Consider the following 16,235-nt stretch of genomic DNA (forward strand, 5'->3'; position numbering starts at 1 on the left):
TGATTAAAAATTACGTGGGAAAACGGCGGGTAAAAACACTGCCGCCGGCACCAAATAAGGCCTGGCCGCAGAAAGGCAGCTGCCAGTTATCAGCAGCGGACGGGCATGAAAAAAACGGAGGACAGATATATGGACAGTTTGACGATGAGGCTTGAAGAAAATTGGAAATTTCACCTTGGCGAGGCGGAAGACGCCTGGTATAAGGGTTATGATGACAGCAGCTGGCGCGACGTGGTAATTCCCCACGACTGGTCGGTGGAACAGCCCTTCAGCCAGGAATATTCCAGCGGTACGGGATACCTGGCAGGCGGGACCGGCTGGTACCGGGTTCGTTTTACACTGCCGGAGGAATACCGGGGGAAGAAAATCTCACTGCTGTTCGACGGAGTATATAAAAACAGCCAGGTATGGTGCAACAGCTATTACCTGGGAAAACGTCCCAACGGTTATGTCCCTTTTGCATATGACATCAGCGAAAAGGCCTTTTTCGGGGATATGGACAATGAGGTAAGCGTTAAGGTAACCCACACGGATGTGGCGGATTCCAGATGGTTTACGGGAACCGGCATCACACGGAAGGTGTGCGTCCTGGTGGAAGAGGCGGTGCATCCCGTACAGAACGGGATCTTTTTTTCCACGCTTTACGGTGATGACGGAAAATCAGCCCAGGTGGAGGTTTCCCATGAAATCGTGAACGAGGGGACGGATAAGGCCAGCGTTTCCCTGATCAGCTCCCTTTGGGACGCAGAGGGGAAAAAAGTGCTGGAGGTATCTTCCTGTGCGGAGTTTGCCCCGGGAGAGAAAAAGACCATTGCTTTAAACGGATGTGTGAAGCACCCCAGCCTCTGGTCCCCGGAATCCCCTTATCTGTACCGCCTCAATACGGTGCTCTCCGTAAACGGGGAAAAGGGCTACGAAGTATTTTCAGGTAAAGTGGGCATCCGTACCTTCCGTTTTGATGCGGATAAGGGATTTTTCCTGAACGGGAAAAACCGGAAGCTGAAGGGCGTCTGCGTCCACCATGACGGAGGCTGCCTGGGAGCCGCCATGACAAAAGAAGTCTGGGAGCGCAGACTGACCGCGCTGAAGGAAATGGGCTGTGACGCCATCCGCACCAGCCATAATCCCCATATGCCGGAGCTGTACGATCTGTGTGATGAAATGGGCTTCCTGATGATGGATGAAGCCTTCGACGAGTGGGAAAACCCGAAAAACAAATGGTCCACAGGACATAATGTGTACCCGCCCAAGCATCAGGGTTACTTTGAGGATTTCCCGGAATGGCATGAAAAGGATCTGGCGGCCATGGTTTTAAGGGACAGGAACCATCCTTCCATTATCATGTGGAGCATCGGAAATGAAATCGACTACCCCAATGATCCCTACTGCCATCCTTTATTTGGAGAAATGACAGGCAACAATGACAAAAATAAGCCCGCCGCGGAGCGGATGTACAATCCTGATAAGCCGAACATGGAACGGCTTTCTCCCATCGCGGCAGAGCTGGCCGGCATTGTAAGACAGTACGATTCCACACGCCCGGTAACGCTGGCCGCGGCATTCCCGGAGCTTTCCTCCAGGCTGCATTATTTCGACGCGCTGGATGTGGTGGGCTACAACTATAAAGAGCATCTGTATGAAGAGGATCACCGCCGTTTTCCCACCCTGCCTTTCCTGGGCAGTGAAAACGGACACAGCTATCAGGCCTGGAAGGCTGTAAGGGATAACGATTATATCAGCGGCCAGTTTCTCTGGACCGGCATTGATTACCTGGGAGAAGCGCACGGATGGCCTATCCACGGCTCCGCCGCCGGGCTCCTGACGCTTGCTGGCTTCCCCAAAGCACGCTATTACCGCAGAAAGTCCTTCTGGTCAGAAAACCCCATGGTATATCTTGCCACGGTAAAATACGAAGGAAACCACGAGGAATGGATGCCTTTATATGAATCCTGGAACTATGAATCCGGCGATAAGGTTCTGGTCCGCCTGTTCACCAACCAGCCTGAAGCGGAGCTTTTCCTGAACGGGAAATCCCTGGGCGCCCGGAAGGAACTGGGCGAGGACGGCTGCATGGAATGGATCGTGGATTATGAGCCAGGCGAACTGAAGGCCGTGGCCGGGAAGCTTTCCGCAGCCTCCAGTGAAGGCTGTGTAAGCTTTACCCTTCATACCACAGGGGATGCGGCGAAGCTGCTGCTTTCCCGCTGGCGCTCTGCACGGGAAAAAGGAGAAAACGCGGATGACCTTCACCCTGTTTATCAGGTGGAGATCACGGTTGCCGACAGCGAGGGATGCCGTATCGGCAATGCGGACTGCCTTGTAGAGGCGCAGGTTACCGGCAGCGGCGTTCTCCTGGGGCTGGAAAACGGTGACCTGGCTGACAATACGCCTTATTCCGATTCTTCCAGAAGGGCGTACGAAGGCCGTCTCATCGCTTACATACGCCGCACGGGAGACGGAGCCATCACCCTGCGCGCCCACGCGGAAAACCTGCCCGAAGAAACACTTATTATAGAAGAAAATGCCTGAAGCTGACGGAATCGAGGAAATGACAGAATATGGATACTTTGACCGGGCAAAAAAAGAGCTTTCAATTGTATGACAAATCCCTGAGCCGGATTGAAACGCCTCAGGGGACGTTGACGCTGGTATCGGTGTTTCTCCCCTTCTTTGTGGAAATGCTGCTTACCAACTCCATGGGAACCGTCAACACGCTGGTGCTCAGCCACTATTCCGATGAGGCCGTGGCATCCGTAGGCGCAGCCAACCAGCTGATGGGCATGATATTTACCTTTTATACGGTTATCAGCACCGGCGCCAGCATTTTTATCAGCCACCGGCTGGGGGCAAAGCAGAAGGAGGCGGCTTCGGACGCCGCCTTCACCTCCATATTCTGCGGGCTGGCGCTCAGCCTCGTGGTGGGGACCGTGCTTTCCTTCTTTGCCCACAGGCTGATGGAAATGATGCAGCTAAGCGGCCAGGTGCTGGAGGATGCGGCGGTTTATTTCCGAATCTGCATCTCCTTCTCCTTTTTCCAGGCGCTGATATCTTCCATTTCCGCCATCTTCCGGAGCTACGGCCTGCCGAAAATAGCGGTCTGGGTATCACTGTTCATGAATTTTCTGAATGCCGTGCTGAATGTAATCGTTATTTTCCGGCCGTTTGAAACTCCGCTTCATGGGGTCAGCGGCATTGCGATTACCAACGTAATCAGCCGCGGAGCTGCCTTTGTACTGATTGTGGTATGCCTGCTGAGAAGCTCCCTGGAGCTAAACTTCCGTAAAAAGAACCTGAAAACGCTGAAATGCATCGGAAATATCCTGCATATCGGTCTTCCCGGCGGAATCAGTTCACTTTCCTATTCCACTTCCCAGGTGGTATCCACCTCCATTCTCGCGGTTCTGGGGACGGCGGCCATCTCTACTAAAATATACCTGTCCACCATATTCTTTTATGTCTATGTGATCGGTATGTCCCTTGGCATGGCAACCTCCCTCATCATCGGCTGGATGACCGGAGCAGGGGAATATGATAAGGCTTACCGGCTGAACATGCAGAACCTGCGCATTGCCGTGCTGCTAAACGCCGCCGGCTCCACCCTGATTTTCCTTTTCGGCGAACCGTTGATGGGCCTGTTTACAGACAGTGCGGAAATCATGGCTCTGGCACGTCCCATCCTGTTTATCGATATTTTTGTGGAAATCGGCAGGGCCTTCAACCATATCGAGGATAACTCCCTGCGCGGCGCCGGGGATGTGATATTCTCCATGATCGTTTCCATTATTTCCTGCTGGACCATGAGCATCCTCTTTTCCTATATTCTGGGAATCCGGCTGGGACTTGGGTTGACAGGCTGCTGGATTGCCTTCATGATGGATGAACTGTTCCGTGGAATCACCTTCTTCTTCCGCTGGCGGTCGCGGCGTTGGACGCTGCGGAAGGTATAACCGAATCGGCGTAACCGGATCAGGCATTTTGATGTTGAAAAGCCTCTGTCGTTTTCCATTACGGCAGAGGCTTCTTTTGTATTTTTCTTTGTTTACCTTTTATTTTCTTAGATTCCATTTCTTCTATTATTTTTCTGAAATCCGAACTGTCCCTCAGCGTTTTCTTACTCATTTTCAATACGTAAGAGAGAATTCTGGTCTCATACTCATCGCAATCCTTAAGCAGCTCTATATATCCTCCCGGCAGCTGGGGTTCCTTTCTGTCAGGCTCGTCATAGAGAAGTTCATCCACAGATACATACAGCGCATTGGCTATATTTACAATGATCTCCAGACTGGGATTTCCGAGTCCTGATTCAATCCGGCTGACATATACCGGAACAATACCGACTGCATCAGCCAGCATTTCCTGAGTCATGTCCGCCCTGATTCTGGCTATCTTGATCCGTTTTCCCATCTCTTTCTTCTCCGCCTGCGTCAGCTGCTTCTTTTCCCCTTTCCTTCTTCCCATTCCATTTCTTCCTCTCCAACAGCTTTATAGCTTCCGTATAGTCCTCGTCCATCCGCAGCGTTGCTTTATACCATTTTAAAATATAAAGCAGCTGACGCTGTTCGTTAGCGCTGCAGTCCTTCAGCGTATCCATTATTTCCCATCTGAACACTCTGCCGGATTTCAATACACTGTCACACAGAAGCTCATCATTTCGGACAGAAAGAGCCTTGGAAATACTGCATAAAACAGCCAGGCTGGGCCTCTCATTTCCCGATTCCAAATTCGATATGCGGGACGGTTCCACCACAGCCAATGACGCCAGCTTTTCCTGACCAATTTCCATCCTGTTTCTTGCTGCTTTTATTCTTTCACCAAGCGCTTTCGTATTCACCGTCACAAAGACCAGCCTCCTGCATTACGTCTTATATGACTCATTGTAACCTTAGATATAGTATATTATAATAAACTATATAATTAATTTATTATTATAGTATAATTACTTAATCCGTAATAAAAGATTGTTTTCCGGGAATGCTTATATAGATGCGCGCTGCTTACAAATTTACATAACATAATAAACGGGGATCTTTTTTCTCCGATGAAAGGAAAAATCATGGAATTTGAATCGGTAGAAATCCGCAGGCTGCTGGCCGCGCTTACGGAACGCACCCGGAAAGGGACGATTAGCTGGGAAGTGGCGGAATACGATCCCATCTGCTTTATGACTGAAATGGGTGTGGAATTTGATGGCTCGGAGACAGAAAATTTTGCCCAGAACATCGCCTTTTGCTGCCGGCTGAAAACTGGCCGCTCCATCTGGCTGGAGGCCTATGAATCCATAGGCTTCCCGTCTCCCCGCGGCTTTCCCTCCCCATCGGCCGGGCCGGCCCTGAGGGGCCTGGGGTTTTACATCATCCGTTTCCTCTCCCCTTCCGGGAAGGTGCTTTACCAGTCGGAACGGATTGTGACCAAAAGAGAGCAGCAGCTTCTCATATGTCTTCTCTGTGACGCTGTTTTTCAGAATACGGAACCTTATTTTCTCCATCTGCCGCACAATAATACGGCACAGTTCCAGAAATACCTGCACCATCATGATCCGGGCGGCGGCCTGGAGGACCATCCGCTCTCCCAGCTTATGAAAAAATTTTACAGGGATAACCGCTGTCTGGAATTTCATTTGCTGGCCATAAGCTGTGCCAACGGAATCAAAAACGGGAAATGACGCATTCTGTCATTTCCCGCTTTTTCTCCCGTTCAGGCCTTCCCTGGCATATTCTGTAGGCGATTTTCCCGTATACTTTTTAAAAACCCTGCTGAAATAGTATTCATCCGGGAATCCAACGCTCTCCCCGATTTTGGACATTTTCCAGGGGGAATTGAGGATCAGCGCCTTGGCATGGTTGATCCGCACCCGGTTCAGATACCTGAAAATCGTCTGCCCTGTCACCTTCTTAAAGGTACGGTTCATATAATCAAAATTGCCGCCGAATTCCTTTTCCAGAAGCTGACCCGTGATATCCCCGGCATATTCCCTGTTCAGGTAATTCAGCATTTCCTGTACATTCCGGTAGGAGCGGGGCTGCTCCTCTACATAAGCAACCGTCTCCGTGGATACATAGCTTCTGCCAATTTCCACAAAAGCCTCCAGTATCTTACAGGCCAGCATGGTTTTATAATTCTCCAGCTGTGTCGTGTTATTTTCCACCGCCTCATTCAAAAGCTCCGTCACCTTAACAAGACTGCTGTAATCGGCCATGTGGTAATGCTTCGGAAGATACAGGCTCTGGCCTTCGCACTTTTCATAACTGAAAATATCACTCTGGATCGACTCCTGCCTGTTCTCCAGCAGAAGCTTCTGAAATCCCTTTTCTTCTTCAAAGGGTTCTATTTCAGGATGCCTGAAATGTACGTAAAAATACTCGCACCAGGAGGCTTTCACTCCCACATGCGTAAACCGGGGATCCAGTACAAATACATCCCCCGGCTGAAGGGTAACCGCCCGTCCGTCCTCCTCCAGATACATGACGCCCTTCTTAATGAGATAAACTATGTATTCGTCCGCCTTTCTTCTCCGGTGCACGTAAGGCGGTTCAATCACCACCGAATCCGCCAGCCTGACCGATGGCAGAATCCGGGGATTCATCCGGTAAAACATTCCCTGCTGTCTCCCTTCCTCTCACCCCTCCGGGCATACCGCCGGCCAGCCCGAAACCGGAAATCCAATACTTAACGCACCTGCTTGCAGGAATCCCGAATCACCAGCCGGGATTTCACCATCTGCACCCGCGGCGGCTCCTCATTGTGGATAGCCTGTATGGCAGTTTCGATCAGAGTCTTCCCGAACAGCTTATAATCGTAGCCGACACAGGTCAGCCTTGGCATACAGGTCTCTGCAATATAAGTATTATCAAAGCTCACCACGGAAATATCATCCGGAATGCTGTAGCCCTGCTCCCGCAGCGCACGGACAATCCCCACAGCCGTAAAGTCATTGATGGCGATAATCGCGCTGGGCATGGGATGATCTTCCCGGATAAACCGGTACATTGCGTTGCTTCCGCTTTCTATATCGTAGCTGTGGCCATCCACAATATATTCCTCCCGTACAGGAATCCCGTACTTGCGCAGCATCTGACGGTAACGCAGACGTTTATCCAGGGTGGATTTTACATTGTCGCGCCCTCCGATGAGAGCGATGTCCCTGTGTCCGTTTTCTATCAGGAACTGCATCAGCAGCTCCATGGACTGCCCCTCGTCAATATTCACCTGATAGCAGTCCGCGCCGTCCAGTTTGCCTGTAATCAGCACCGGTGTGGTATTGGCAATTTTGTTAATATTCTCCACATAGCTGGTGTCGGATATCAGTTCATCCACCTTTCCGCCTATCTGGATAATCGCATCCACCCTCTGGCCTGAGAACTTTTCCAGATAGGAAACCTCCATCTCATTGCTTCCCAGGGAATTGCAGAGCATGAGGAGATAGCCGTTTTCATTGGCCACCTTTTCGCATTCCACCGCCATGGTGGCGTAAAAAGGGTTTCGGATATCAGAAACCATCAGGCCGATTATTTTGGTCTGAACACTGCTTAAGCCTCTGGCCAGGGCATTAGGCCGGAAATCATACTTCCTGATCAGCGCCTCAACCCTGAATTTCTTTTCCTCGCTCACCTTTGCATTCCCAGTCAGCACTCTGGAAACCGTAGCCGGGGATACGCCCGCTTCCTTTGCAATTGTATATATACTGATCGTTTCTTTTTCCATTACGCTCCTCCCCGTTCCAGGCATTTCTGTCATTCCCCGAAAACACACCGTTGAAACCGGTATCATTATAATTCTATTATAATACATACAGCGGAATTAACCAATCCTTTTTTCAAAAAAATCGGTAATCTGCAAATTTTTATAAAATTTGCTTTCCGTAAGTTTTTTGCGGCGCGGTTATGGATAAAATGTAACGGTTCAGATACCTGAACCGTTACGGGTATGCCGTCAGGAAAACGCTTATCAGCCCACGTCCGGCTCTGCCTTCAGGCTGATTTCCGGCGCGGTCTTTCCGTCCGTTTCAAACATGATAATTTCATTGGTCCCTTTCTTAAGAAGCGGCGCGGGAATATACAAACGCTTCTGCGGCCCGATTTCCCAGAACCTGCCCAGATTAAAGCCGTTTAAGAAAGCACAGCCTTTTCCCCAGCCCGCAAAATCCAGGAAGGTATCCCCGGCCTCCTCCACTTCAAAGGTAAACCGGTAAAAGCCGGGCCGTCCCTCCTCATATCCCTTTGTAAAATCCAGCTTTTCCAGATTATCAAGCGGCAGCGTATACATTTCCCAGTTATAATGCATATGACCGTTGAGCTGCACACATCCCTCGATTCCCTTCCTCTGGTATTCCATACGGGGACCGAAATTCACACGGCCCATATTTTCCACAAGGATATCCATGGTCGCACCTGCCTCAAAGTCCGCATTGACCTGCACCTCTTCCAAAAGCTGCCTGTCATAAAGGGCTGCCACAGGTTTTTGCTCCACGAAAATGTTAGCTCTGTCATTGGCGCCCCAAAGGCGGATTTTTTCCAGATTCTGTTCCCGTTCCAGAGCCGTGCGGTACAGAATATAGCCGTAGCTCTGATCCAGCTTCTCCATGGGAATCGGGAACGTATTTTTCACAGGAACCGAAATGTCCTTAAGCGCCTCAAACAGTCCCACCTTCTCCTGCACCTTCAGTGTGCCGTAAGTCTTTTTCCTGATTTTCGATGAAAAATGAACCTGGGGAAGCTGCGTATATTTTCCGATGACCTGACGGTATTTTTCATATTTTTCCGTAAAATCCCCGGCCTCCGTCAGCACGGCGTCATAATCATAGCTGGTGACGTCCGGCGTCAGCTCGTCATAATAGTTGGATCCGTTCATGAATCCGAAGTTGGTTCCGCCTTCAAACATGTATATATTCACATGGCCCAGCTCCAGCATTTTATCCAGATCCCTGGTGCTCTCTTCCAGGTTTCCCCGCATATGGCCGCCGTTGCCCCAGTGATCGAACCAGCCGACCCAGAACTCCGTACACATCAAGGGACCGCCGTTTGTGTATTTCTTAAGCACCTCAAAACGTTCCTCCGTTTTTGAGCCGAAATTCCCGGTGGGCAGCACGCCTTCCAGCCTGCCGCAGGAAAGGGATTCATCCATGGGGCCGTCGGAGGTGACAAGGGGAACCACCGTACCGTTATCCAGCATCAGCTGCTTCATGGCTTCCATGTAATTGGTGTCATCCCCATAATAGCCGTATTCATTTTCCACCTGCATCATGATAACAGGGCCGCCGTAATTGATCTGTAAGGGCGTAATTATGGGAAACAGCACCTTATAATATTCCCTGACCTCCTTCATAAAAGGTTCATAGCAGCCCCGCAGGCGCATGCCGTCCTCCTTCAAAAGCCAGGCTGGAAGCCCGCCGAATTCCCATTCTGCACAGATATAGGGAGAGGGCCTGACAATGACATAAAGTCCTAGCTCCTGGGCGGTGAGGATAAACTTTTTGATATCCAGTATGCCGTCGAACACAAACTGCCCCTTCTTGGGTTCATGCACGTTCCAGGGCACATAGGTTTCCACCGTATTGGCTCCCATGGCCTTCAGCTTTTCCAGTCTGTCGCGCCAGTACTCGGGAACAATTCTGAAATAGTGAATCGCCCCGGATATGATTTTAAAAGGTTTGCCATTCAGGTAGAAATCATCTTTAATTTCAAAAATTCCTTCTTTCATCTCACTTCTCCTTTTCCCTCTGAATCGATGTGCATTCCTGCTATAAGGAAGGTATTATTTTTTTCATAAGGCCGTTCTCATCGAATTCCACGCTGTCAAGGCAGGTTTCCCTGTGATAACCCTTTCCCTCCGGATATTCTGCCAAAGGCAGGGCAAAACGGTGATAGGCGATTATCCAGGCATCCTGTGCCGGCGTTTTCATGATGCAGTGATGTCCGGTTCCCAGGATTCCCTCCTCCGGCCGTTTAATATCTATGACAAGATAATTGGGGATTCCCGGCGGAAACAGGGTTGAAGGTCTCTATATAAAACGCTGCCTTCCCGTTATTTTCCACGCATTCCCAGGCCGTCATGGCATGGTAATCCGGATTATCAATTTTCTCAAATTCAAAGGAGCGGTTCTGTATTAGCTCCGCATATAAGCCGCCGTCGGCAGCATGGTTCAGATCCTCAAAAAAAATGCCGAACAGATCATTCATTTCATTCTGTTTTCCGTTTGTGTCAATAAGCAGTCTGTTTTCCATTTTAATTTTCCTGTCTGTGGTGGTCATGGATCTATTATGTAAATTGCCGGCTGCATACCGGAGTATGCAGCCGGCAAAAGGCTTCATGCTATATTCAGAAATTTATTTATACAATGCATCAAACTGTGCCTGCAGTTCAGCAGTTACATCTTCAATGCCGGCCTGCTTCAGAGCCGTCTGCATCTCAGCTACAATATCTTCTGCTGTTCCGGAGTATTTACCAAAAGCAATCTGCTTCATATAGTTTACATAGGTTTCGTTTACGTTGTTAATCTTTGACTGAATATCATCTACTTCAGGAACAAACTGTCCATAAGGATAGTCAATCTTAATCTTGTCATACTCTGCATATAGAGCATCAATCTTATCCCAGTCTCTTGTGGCATCTCTGATTTCCAGGTCGTCGTTACGTCCCCACCAGAAGTTGGTTGTTTGGTTGATATTATCTGTATCTGCATTATATCCTTCAGGTTCTACGCGAAGTCCTTCGTCATTAACATCCCATGACACACCCTGGATACCGTAGCAAAGAAGCTGATAGCATTCAGGATCATTTCTCAGAAGGTCATATACCATAAGTGCTCTTTCAGGATTTGCACTTCCAGCTGAAACCGCCATAGCACCGTGTGTAATTGACAGAGCAGTAACATTTCCTGTCTCCTGTCCGAAATAGAAGAATCCGGATTCAGCATCAGGATCGTCCTGATAAATCTTGTTCTGGCTGGTAGGGCTCACCAGGTCTGTCCAGGTCTGAGTATGATGCTGATCTGCAGCAACCTTGCCTACACGATAGTCATCACGGTTTGTAGTGGATCCAACATTGAGTACGTCAGTTCTCCATACGCCAATTTCATCCCATTCTTTCATGGTTTTCGCAAATTCTACCATCATTTCCGTATCGGAATACGCAGGTGTAGTAACGGTGTAAAGATTGTCTCTTGTACCGCCCCACAGAGCTCCGGAACAGATACCGTCAATAGCTACAAAGTTTGTATGAGAACTAATCCAGCCGCCTGCCAGCTGTGTATGGTGTGTTCCATCGGAATCCCAGGGGATAATGTCAGGATAAGTTTCCTTTACATAGCGGAAGTATTCTGTCATATCTTCCCAACTGTCAACTCTGTCCAATCCGGCTTCTTTTGCCCAGTCAAGACGATATATGAAACCATGGTTGGTCCACTGTGCATAATTGTCTTCAGGCATCAGATATATTTCACCGTTGTATTTGCACATATCCCAATGTTCAGGGCTTACGCTTGCCCAGGTCTGGGGCGCATAAGTCTTCAGCATATCTTCGGACAGTTCCAGGAATGCACCGTTCTTGGAATTCGGCCATGCATCCAGCCAATCGGAAGCGGTACCAACCAGATCTACCGTACCATCCATCTGAGCCAAGGTAAGGTTATAGTTTGTAAGATAATCGGTCCAGGGAATGAAGTAAATTTCGAGTTCTGCATTTACCTTTTCAGTAAGGATCTTGTTTAACTCTGTCATCATCTCTTCATACTTTGCTTCTGTTCCGGAAGGTCTATCACCAGTCGTCATATAAGTGATTTTTACATGTTCTGATGTGTCAACATTTGCCCAAGGGTCAGATGAATCAGCAGTTGCCGCATCTGTTGCGTCGTCTGCAGCTGCGCTGTTGTCAGCTTCCGCAGAATCTGTAGACGCAGTTTCTTTGTCCGTAGCAGTCTCAGAGCTACTGCTTCCGCATGCTGCCAGGCTTGCTACCATAGTAGCTGCTAAAAAAATTGCGAGTAATTTCTTTTTCATACTCAACCTCCATTTCGTTATTTGTTCCCTATGTTATCTCTGCTTGTGCAGAGTAAGAACCTTAATTCTCTAAGTTAATATGGTCCATAAATCAATTGCTGTCTGCCATCATCCTTTTACTGCTCCGACTGTTATACCGCTGATAAAGTATTTTTGGACAAACGGATAAAGGAGAATAATAGGTCCTGTCGCCAATACTGCATTTGCCATCTTAACGCCTTCCTGAGGTATATCAACCACATTGACAAATTGTCCTGCGACAGAATTCTTTAAAGCATCAATCTTATTTACAACTTCATATAAAGTATACTGCAGAGGCTTAATTGCCACTTTCGTACTAAGGAACAGGGATGACTGATACCATTCATTCCAATAGCTCAAAGCAAGAAACAGTCCTATAGTTGCCAGTGCAGGCTTAAGCATAGGGAGGATTAATGATGTAAATATTCTCATGTCTCCGGCGCCGTCAATCTTGCCGGATTCTGTAATTTCATGAGGTATTGCTTTCACAAAGTTCTTCATAAGGATAATCAGCCAGGGTGACATTAAAAGCGGAAGCAATACTGCCAGATAGCTGTCCTTCAAATGGTAGGTCTGTGTCATCAACAGATAGTAAGGAGCCAGGCCTGCTGAGAAAAGGCTGGTAAAATAAATATAGAAGGAAATTGCATTACGGAAAGGAAAATCCTTTCTCTGAAGTGCATAACCTGTCATTGAAATAATGGACAGTCCCAAAAACGTTCCTACTCCTGTCATTACTATGGTTAATATGTAAGATTTCCATATATTTCCGTTCTTTGTTACCATCTGATACGCTTCCAGTGAAAACTCCTTGGGGATAAGCTGAACACCCTGCGCATGAATAATTGCCTCACTGGTAAAAGATGTCCCAATAATAAGAAGGAACGGAACAACACAGGCAAGTGCATAAATCGTAATTATCACATAGCCAAAACTTCTGATTATTATATCTGATGTTCCGAGCTTGACTTTAGCGCCGGACATCTCTAAATCCATATCTTTTTTCTTCGCCATGATTGACCTCCATTTCTATTTAGAACAGGGAATAATCCGGTTCAATTTTCTTTACAATATAATTGACTGCCATTACAATCACAAAACCAATTACTGACTGATACAGGCCTACTGCAGAAGCTGTAGAGAAGTTAAAGTCCGTCATAGTTGCTCGATATACAAATGTTTCAATAATATCTGTTGTCGGATACAAAATGGAGTTTGAACCAATAATGTTATAGAACAAACCAAAGTTTCCTTTTACTATACCGCCAAGGGCAAACAAAATCAGAATAACAATTGTCGGTTTCAGCGAAGGGAGAATTATATAGCGTATTTTCTGAAATCCGTTGGCACCGTCTACCCTTGCCGCTTCGATTGTTTCCGCATCAATACCCATTATTGCGGCGAAATAAACAACCGAGTTATATCCTGTCTGCTGCCAGAGATAGATGATTACCATAAGCACCGGCCAAACCTTAGGATCCGCATAAGGCTGCCATTTTTCCATACTCATCGCAGTCAGAATGCTGTTTATAAATCCTGTATCAAAATTCAGTAAGCTGTATACCAGCAGGCCTACCAGAACCTGTGAAATGAAATAAGGCAGGAACATTAATGTTTGCGAAACTTTCTTGAACCATTTACTTCTCATTTCATTCAACAGAATTGCGATGAATACTGCCAGCAGATTCCCCAGTAATATAAACGCCAGGTTATAAAGAATCGTATTTCTGGTAAGAGACAGCAGTTTTCCTGATTCAGCTAAAAATTCAAAATTCTGCAAACCAACAAATTTACTTCCGAAAATACCGTTCCGGTAATTATACTTTACAAATGCTACCCAGATACCCGGCAATGGCATATAGCTGAATGCAAAAAAGAACAAAATCGCCGGCAGGCACATTAAAAGTAATACGCGATATCGGATTACATTCTGTATAAACGACCTTTCTTTTCTCTTTGGTACGGCGGCAGCCGCATTTGATTTCTTCTTACTCAACCTTTTTCCCTCCTACTACTTATAAATTACAGTTTTTTATTAACCGTTTCTCTGAAACCCATTTCATATTTTAATTATATGTATTATTTTCTAGTATGTCAACAGTTTGTATATAAAAAATTTTCTTTAATTATTTTTTTATGCATTTAGCATAATTTTACTGTTATTTATAGTGGAAAAGGAAAGGCTTTTATATCTATTTTTTCCATAAGCAATTGAATTTACATTTTTTTGCTCTTTAAAAATCAAGGAAATTAAGAAACCGATTTCATTATTGAATTTATTTATCCTGAATTATTCACGGCACTGTGCTCTAACTATAGAAAAGGGGCACAGAGCAAAAAATAATCAGGAAGAGTGGTACCCTATTTTTAATACTTGAATATTAAAATACCCGCGGCTGACTGGCAATGATGTAAACTCATCACCCTGACAACTACGGGTATTTTTATTTTCAGGTTCAGACTTCTCTGTCTTATATTTCTTTCACCCACGAGGCCGCTTGATACCGCCACGGCGCTTTAAACCAAATCCATGAAGATAAATTTCCGGAGCATTCATACGTCCAGCTATTGTTTCAATGAAAATCCCCAGTTTCTCAAGAGCTTCCAGCAATTCCTCCGGTGTTGTCCCGGGCAATGTTTCCCTCTCTCCTTCAGGCCAGTTATCAAGGGTAAGAAACTTCAAAAATTCTGATCGTTCCATAAGAATCGACTGTCCCTCCAGTTTTTTAGACAACACCTCGAGCCAGTCATATTCATCTTCAATCAGCTCATTTACTCTGTCATTTGAGACCTTGGTAAGAGCCCCCTGCAGTCTGGGGGGATACAGCAGTCTGTCATCTTCCAAAGACTCAACTTCACTTCTATGAGCCACTTGATCTTCTGCCGCAAACACAAAAGATTTCAGGAAAGGCCTGGGAACAACTTCTCCATTCGCATCCTGTATGTGATTCGGTACCCAACTGAAACTGGATCCTTTCTTTGGATTTTTTCCCATATACTTCCCTATTAATTTCTCTATAAACTGCTTCAGCGCTTCTTCTGAATCATTTGGAAAATATCCCAACTCACCTTGCCTTCTGTCAGCCAATAAGCCCGGTATACTCTGAAGATATTCCACAGCCACTGGATTCCCGCTATTTGCCAGACGTTTTACCAGTAAACGGTAAAGTGATAAAGAATCCCATTGAAGTTCCAGATGGTAAGCACGCATTTTGGAAGAATCTACAAAGTGGAGTACCTTGGAATTATACAAATCGCTCCGCAAAAAAATTTTAGCTTTCAGGTTTACCCATCTGTTATTATGGGCAAACCAGAAATTCAATAAATTACGTATATATAAAAATAAATCTTTATATACAGAACATACCCGATCTAATTCATCATATGTTATAAAAACCGTTTTTTTATTTTTATTGAAATAGCTGTCACAATGATCCACCCCAAATACTGGTAAACTGCTCTTCTTTACGGACTTTTGCATATCTGTCAAAAACCGTTCTCACAGGAAATCTTTGACTTTCTTTTCCTGAAGCCTGATATCCAACTAAAAACATAGGCTGTTTTAATTTTGTATGACGTTTTCTATCTGCTTCACTCAGTAAATGATTTAGCCCGCCTTCTGAAGTAAGCACCTTGAATAATTCTGATTTACCTGCACCTCTTCCTCCAGTCACCAAAAACACTTTTTCATCTGCCAGTTTACTATAGCTGCGCAATGGAAGAAAATAAGGGATCAAATTGTTTTCATCTTCTGCAGAGGCATTTGCCGGCGCTATTTCGGAAAGTGATTCTAATACTGATATTTTTTCTTCTAATGTCATGTCAAATCCCCCTCGTCAAACCATGCTTCTATCCTTACAGTTACTGTCTGGTAGGCTTCTGTCGTTAACTGCCTGGCAAAAGCTTTTACCCTTTCATCTTCTTCAGTTCTTCCGGTTGAATACAAAACAATTTCCTGCCGCAAAGAAGGATCATAAGGTAAAAAAACCGGCGCATGAGGAACATCCGCTGCTTCTATTCCCCGAAGAGCCTCACCCTCTGCATAATAATTCTCTATAAAAACGGAATATGCCTTTTGGACAAAACGTTCCCTTGCCTGAATAAATGAAGTTGATGTAGCGCTGTCACACATACAATCCACAATCACAATGGGCATATTATCTGCATGGCTTTCAGAAATTGTCCGAATCACCTGTGTCATACCATCCCATGATTGTCTGG

The 16,235-nt window shown here is 46.5% G+C and carries 16 protein-coding genes; 3 read left to right on the top strand and 13 right to left on the bottom strand.

Features of this window, described 5'->3' with window-relative positions; genetic code table 11:
* Nucleotides 1-129: 129 nt before the first annotated feature.
* Together FYJ45_RS21675 and FYJ45_RS21680 are read left to right on the top strand one after the other, a co-directional pair.
* Nucleotides 130-2,529, top strand: coding sequence for a glycoside hydrolase family 2 TIM barrel-domain containing protein (locus FYJ45_RS21675; protein ID WP_235930945.1), 2,400 nt, complete (start codon nt 130-132; stop codon nt 2,527-2,529).
* A gap of 29 nt (nt 2,530-2,558) precedes the next feature.
* Nucleotides 2,559-3,947, top strand: a complete 1,389-nt coding sequence (locus FYJ45_RS21680) for an MATE family efflux transporter (protein WP_154467194.1) — start codon at nt 2,559-2,561, stop codon at nt 3,945-3,947.
* Between the two features lie 58 nt (nt 3,948-4,005).
* Here FYJ45_RS21680 and FYJ45_RS21685 read toward each other — a convergent pair whose 3' ends face one another.
* Nucleotides 4,006-4,404, bottom strand: coding sequence for a helix-turn-helix domain-containing protein (locus FYJ45_RS21685; RefSeq protein ID WP_207708442.1), 399 nt, complete (start codon nt 4,402-4,404; stop codon nt 4,006-4,008).
* On the bottom strand, nt 4,343-4,837 hold the full coding sequence (locus FYJ45_RS21690) for a helix-turn-helix domain-containing protein (protein ID WP_025490592.1): 495 nt from the start codon (nt 4,835-4,837) through the stop codon (nt 4,343-4,345). The genes FYJ45_RS21685 and FYJ45_RS21690 overlap by 62 nt, the downstream gene beginning before the upstream one ends.
* Nucleotides 4,838-5,053: 216 nt before the next feature.
* Between FYJ45_RS21690 and FYJ45_RS21695 the strand changes: the two genes are divergently transcribed.
* Nucleotides 5,054-5,662 (top strand): hypothetical protein, encoded by a 609-nt coding sequence (locus FYJ45_RS21695; protein WP_154467196.1) that lies wholly within the window; start codon nt 5,054-5,056, stop codon nt 5,660-5,662.
* 9 nt (nt 5,663-5,671) lie between these two features.
* Here FYJ45_RS21695 and FYJ45_RS21700 read toward each other — a convergent pair whose 3' ends face one another.
* The 11 genes from FYJ45_RS21700 to FYJ45_RS21745 form a co-directional block, all read right to left on the bottom strand.
* Complete coding sequence (locus FYJ45_RS21700; protein ID WP_021635376.1) at nt 5,672-6,595, bottom strand: AraC family transcriptional regulator; 924 nt, start codon at nt 6,593-6,595, stop codon at nt 5,672-5,674.
* A gap of 71 nt (nt 6,596-6,666) precedes the next feature.
* On the bottom strand, nt 6,667-7,701 hold the full coding sequence (locus FYJ45_RS21705) for a LacI family DNA-binding transcriptional regulator (protein ID WP_154467197.1): 1,035 nt from the start codon (nt 7,699-7,701) through the stop codon (nt 6,667-6,669).
* Nucleotides 7,702-7,944: 243 nt separating this feature from the next.
* Nucleotides 7,945-9,696, bottom strand: coding sequence for a glycoside hydrolase family 35 protein (locus FYJ45_RS21710; RefSeq protein WP_154467198.1), 1,752 nt, complete (start codon nt 9,694-9,696; stop codon nt 7,945-7,947).
* A 40-nt stretch (nt 9,697-9,736) separates the two neighbouring features.
* Entirely contained in the window at nt 9,737-9,898 is a 162-nt protein-coding gene (locus FYJ45_RS21715) for a hypothetical protein (protein ID WP_235930946.1), read from the bottom strand.
* Nucleotides 9,899-9,941: 43 nt separating this feature from the next.
* Entirely contained in the window at nt 9,942-10,220 is a 279-nt protein-coding gene (locus FYJ45_RS21720; RefSeq protein ID WP_195841933.1) for a hypothetical protein, read from the bottom strand.
* Nucleotides 10,221-10,322: 102 nt separating this feature from the next.
* Nucleotides 10,323-11,993, bottom strand: coding sequence for a DUF3502 domain-containing protein (locus FYJ45_RS21725; RefSeq protein WP_154467200.1), 1,671 nt, complete (start codon nt 11,991-11,993; stop codon nt 10,323-10,325).
* A gap of 108 nt (nt 11,994-12,101) precedes the next feature.
* On the bottom strand, nt 12,102-13,028 hold the full coding sequence (locus tag FYJ45_RS21730) for a carbohydrate ABC transporter permease (protein WP_154467201.1): 927 nt from the start codon (nt 13,026-13,028) through the stop codon (nt 12,102-12,104).
* 19 nt (nt 13,029-13,047) lie between these two features.
* Nucleotides 13,048-14,010 carry an ABC transporter permease gene (locus FYJ45_RS21735; protein WP_235930947.1) on the bottom strand — a complete coding sequence of 321 codons (963 nt, stop codon included), beginning with the start codon at nt 14,008-14,010 and terminating at the stop codon, nt 13,048-13,050.
* A gap of 486 nt (nt 14,011-14,496) precedes the next feature.
* On the bottom strand, nt 14,497-15,504 hold the full coding sequence (locus FYJ45_RS21740) for a hypothetical protein (RefSeq protein ID WP_235930948.1): 1,008 nt from the start codon (nt 15,502-15,504) through the stop codon (nt 14,497-14,499).
* Nucleotides 15,440-15,835, bottom strand: coding sequence for a hypothetical protein (locus tag FYJ45_RS31020; RefSeq protein WP_235930949.1), 396 nt, complete (start codon nt 15,833-15,835; stop codon nt 15,440-15,442). The genes FYJ45_RS21740 and FYJ45_RS31020 overlap by 65 nt, the downstream gene beginning before the upstream one ends.
* The gene (locus FYJ45_RS21745) at nt 15,832-16,215 is read right to left on the bottom strand and encodes a hypothetical protein (RefSeq protein WP_154467202.1); all 384 of its coding nucleotides are present in this window, start codon (nt 16,213-16,215) and stop codon (nt 15,832-15,834) included. Before FYJ45_RS21745 ends, FYJ45_RS31020 begins: the two co-directional genes overlap by 4 nt.
* Nucleotides 16,216-16,235: the final 20 nt, after the last annotated feature.

The organism is Eisenbergiella porci (assembly GCF_009696275.1).
Lineage (GTDB): Bacteria > Bacillota > Clostridia > Lachnospirales > Lachnospiraceae > Eisenbergiella > Eisenbergiella porci.

Excerpts from the sequence above, each read along its gene's own strand:
- FYJ45_RS21685 (WP_207708442.1), bottom strand. The coding sequence starts at position 4,404 with ATGGGAAAACGGATCAAGATAGCCAGAATCAGGGCGGACATGACTCAG.
- FYJ45_RS21680 (WP_154467194.1), top strand. The coding sequence starts at position 2,559 with ATGGATACTTTGACCGGGCAAAAAAAGAGCTTTCAATTGTATGACAAA.
- FYJ45_RS31020 (WP_235930949.1), bottom strand. The coding sequence starts at position 15,835 with ATGACATTAGAAGAAAAAATATCAGTATTAGAATCACTTTCCGAAATA.
- FYJ45_RS21720 (WP_195841933.1), bottom strand. The coding sequence starts at position 10,220 with ATGGAAAACAGACTGCTTATTGACACAAACGGAAAACAGAATGAAATG.
- FYJ45_RS21745 (WP_154467202.1), bottom strand. The coding sequence starts at position 16,215 with ATGACACAGGTGATTCGGACAATTTCTGAAAGCCATGCAGATAATATG.
- FYJ45_RS21700 (WP_021635376.1), bottom strand. The coding sequence starts at position 6,595 with ATGTTTTACCGGATGAATCCCCGGATTCTGCCATCGGTCAGGCTGGCG.
- FYJ45_RS21705 (WP_154467197.1), bottom strand. The coding sequence starts at position 7,701 with ATGGAAAAAGAAACGATCAGTATATATACAATTGCAAAGGAAGCGGGC.
- FYJ45_RS21675 (WP_235930945.1), top strand. The coding sequence starts at position 130 with ATGGACAGTTTGACGATGAGGCTTGAAGAAAATTGGAAATTTCACCTT.
- FYJ45_RS21710 (WP_154467198.1), bottom strand. The coding sequence starts at position 9,696 with ATGAAAGAAGGAATTTTTGAAATTAAAGATGATTTCTACCTGAATGGC.
- FYJ45_RS21695 (WP_154467196.1), top strand. The coding sequence starts at position 5,054 with ATGGAATTTGAATCGGTAGAAATCCGCAGGCTGCTGGCCGCGCTTACG.
- FYJ45_RS21730 (WP_154467201.1), bottom strand. The coding sequence starts at position 13,028 with ATGGCGAAGAAAAAAGATATGGATTTAGAGATGTCCGGCGCTAAAGTC.
- FYJ45_RS21715 (WP_235930946.1), bottom strand. The coding sequence starts at position 9,898 with ATGAAAACGCCGGCACAGGATGCCTGGATAATCGCCTATCACCGTTTT.
- FYJ45_RS21725 (WP_154467200.1), bottom strand. The coding sequence starts at position 11,993 with ATGAAAAAGAAATTACTCGCAATTTTTTTAGCAGCTACTATGGTAGCA.